A 3,277-nucleotide genomic window follows, 5' to 3' on the forward strand; every position below is an offset into this window, starting at 1 on the left:
GGCCGGGCACGCTGTTGGGTGTCTGAGGGAACGAACTTTCCTCAGCTGCCGGCCCCAGTGCACTCGAGCCATTGGTTCGGGGTGATGGGTGGCTGGTCGTTGTTTGAGAACTGCACAGTGGACGCGAGCATCTGTGGCCAAGTTTTTAAGGGCGCACGGTGGATGCCTTGGCACCAGGAACCGATGAAGGACGTGGGAGGCCGCGATAGTCCCCGGGGAGTCGTCAACCAGGCTTTGATCCGGGGGTTTCCGAATGGGGAAACCCGGCAGTCGTCATGGGCTGTCACCCACTGCTGAACACATAGGCAGTGTGGAGGGAACGCGGGGAAGTGAAACATCTCAGTACCCGCAGGAAGAGAAAACAACCGTGATTCCGGGAGTAGTGGCGAGCGAAACCGGATGAGGCCAAACCTACGACGTGTGAGACCCGGCAGGGGTTGCGTCGTGGGGGTTGTGGGATCTCTCTTCTGTCGTCTGCCGGCGACAGGACGAGTCAGAAACCGTTGATGTAGGCGAAGGACATGCGAAAGGTCCGGCGTAGAGGGTAAGACCCCCGTAGTCGAAACGTCAGCGGCTCGTTTGAGAGACACCCAAGTAGCACGGGGCCCGAGAAATCCCGTGTGAATCTGGCGGGACCACCCGCTAAGCCTAAATATTCCCTGGTGACCGATAGCGGATAGTACCGTGAGGGAATGGTGAAAAGTACCCCGGGAGGGGAGTGAAATAGTACCTGAAACCGTGTGCCTACAAGCCGTGGGAGCGTCGGAAGCATTTTGGTGCTTCTCGTGACTGCGTGCCTTTTGAAGAATGAGCCTGCGAGTTTGCGGTGTGTTGCGAGGTTAACCCGGGTGGGGAAGCCGTAGCGAAAGCGAGTCCGAACAGGGCGCTTCAGTAGCACGCTCAAGACCCGAAGCGGAGTGATCTAGCCATGGGCAGGTTGAAGCGGAGGTAAGACTTCGTGGAGGACCGAACCCACCAGGGTTGAAAACCTGGGGGATGACCTGTGGTTAGGGGTGAAAGGCCAATCAAACTCCGTGATAGCTGGTTCTCCCCGAAATGCATTTAGGTGCAGCGTCGTGTGTTTCTTGCCGGAGGTAGAGCACTGGATAGGCGATGGGCCCTACCGGGTTACTGACCTTAGCCAAACTCCGAATGCCGGTAAGTGAGAGCGCGGCAGTGAGACTGTGGGGGATAAGCTCCATGGTCGAGAGGGAAACAGCCCAGAGCATCGACTAAGGCCCCTAAGCGTACGCTAAGTGGGAAAGGATGTGGAGTCGCACAGACAACCAGGAGGTTGGCTTAGAAGCAGCCACCCTTGAAAGAGTGCGTAATAGCTCACTGGTCTAGTGATTCCGCGCCGACAATGTAGCGGGGCTCAAGCGTACCGCCGAAGTCGTGTCATTGCAGCATAAAGGGCCAACGCCTGTATGGATGGGTAGGGGAGCGTCGTCTGCCGGGTGAAGCGGCACTGGAAGGTAGTCGTGGACGGTTGACGAGTGAGAATGCAGGCATGAGTAGCGATTCACACGTGAGAAACGTGTGCGCCGATTGACTAAGGGTTCCTGGGTCAAGCTGATCTGCCCAGGGTAAGTCGGGACCTAAGGCGAGGCCGACAGGCGTAGTCGATGGATAACCGGTTGATATTCCGGTACCCGCTGTGAAGCGTCAAACATCGAGCCCATTAATGCTAAGGCCGTGAAGCCGTTCCGGACCCTTCGGGGAAAGGAAAGTGGTGGAGCCGCCGGACCAAGGTGGTAGTAGGTGAGTGATGGGGTGACGCAGGAAGGTAGTCCATCCCGGGCGGTGGTTGTCCCGGGGTAAGGGTGTAGCCCGAGTGGTAGGCAAATCCGCCACTCATGCAGGGTGAGACCCGATGCCGAGCCGATTGTGGTGAAGTGGATGATCCTATGCTGTCGAGAAAAGCCTCTAGCGAGTTTCATGGCGGCCCGTACCCTAAACCGACTCAGGTGGTCAGGTAGAGAATACCGAGGCGTTCGGGTGAACTATGGTTAAGGAACTCGGCAAAATGCCCCCGTAACTTCGGGAGAAGGGGGGCCACGCTTGGTGATCCGTTTTGCACGGTGAGCTGGGGGTGGCCGCAGAGACCAGCGAGAAGCGACTGTTTACTAAAAACACAGGTCCGTGCGAAGCCGTAAGGCGATGTATACGGACTGACGCCTGCCCGGTGCTGGAACGTTAAGGGGACCGGTTAGCTCACTTTCGGGTGGGCGAAGCTGAGAACTTAAGCGCCAGTAAACGGCGGTGGTAACTATAACCATCCTAAGGTAGCGAAATTCCTTGTCGGGTAAGTTCCGACCTGCACGAATGGCGTAACGACTTCTCGACTGTCTCAACCATAGGCCCGGTGAAATTGCACTACGAGTAAAGATGCTCGTTTCGCGCAGCAGGACGGAAAGACCCCGGGACCTTTACTACAGTTTGATATTGGTGTTCGGTTCGGCTTGTGTAGGATAGCTGGGAGACTGTGAAGCATGCACGCCAGTGTGTGTGGAGTCGTCGTTGAAATACCAGTCTGGTCGTGCTGGATGTCTAACCTGGGTCCGTGATCCGGATCAGGGACAGTGTCTGATGGGTAGTTTAACTGGGGCGGTTGCCTCCTAAAGAGTAACGGAGGCGCCCAAAGGTTCCCTCAGCCTGGTTGGCAATCAGGTGTTGAGTGTAAGTGCACAAGGGAGCTTGACTGTGAGACCGACGGGTCGAGCAGGGACGAAAGTCGGGACTAGTGATCCGGCGGTGGCTTGTGGAAGCGCCGTCGCTCAACGGATAAAAGGTACCCCGGGGATAACAGGCTGATCTTCCCCAAGAGTCCATATCGACGGGATGGTTTGGCACCTCGATGTCGGCTCGTCGCATCCTGGGGCTGGAGTCGGTCCCAAGGGTTGGGCTGTTCGCCCATTAAAGCGGTACGCGAGCTGGGTTTAGAACGTCGTGAGACAGTTCGGTCCCTATCCGCTGTGCGCGTAGGAGTCTTGAGAAGGGCTGTCCCTAGTACGAGAGGACCGGGACGGACGAACCTCTGGTGTGCCAGTTGTTCTGCCAAGGGCATGGCTGGTTGGCTACGTTCGGGAGGGATAACCGCTGAAAGCATCTAAGCGGGAAGCCTGCTTCGAGATGAGGACTCCCACCCACTTGATGGGGTAAGGCTCCCAGTAGACGACTGGGTTGATAGGCCGGATCTGGAAGCCAGGTAACTGGTGGAGGTGACCGGTACTAATAGGCCGAGGGCTTGTCCTCAGTTGCTCGCGTCCACTGTGTT

At 57.4% G+C, this 3,277-nt stretch carries 1 rRNA gene; it reads left to right on the forward strand.

The features are described from left to right. Window positions 1–135 precede the first annotated feature (135 nt). Window positions 136–3,255: ribosomal RNA gene (locus tag SRB17_RS44980) — 23S ribosomal RNA — on the forward strand. Window positions 3,256–3,277 lie beyond the last annotated feature (22 nt).

Origin of the sequence: Streptomyces sp. RB17 (genome assembly GCF_009604455.1) — a bacterium.
GTDB lineage: Bacteria > Actinomycetota > Actinomycetes > Streptomycetales > Streptomycetaceae > Streptomyces.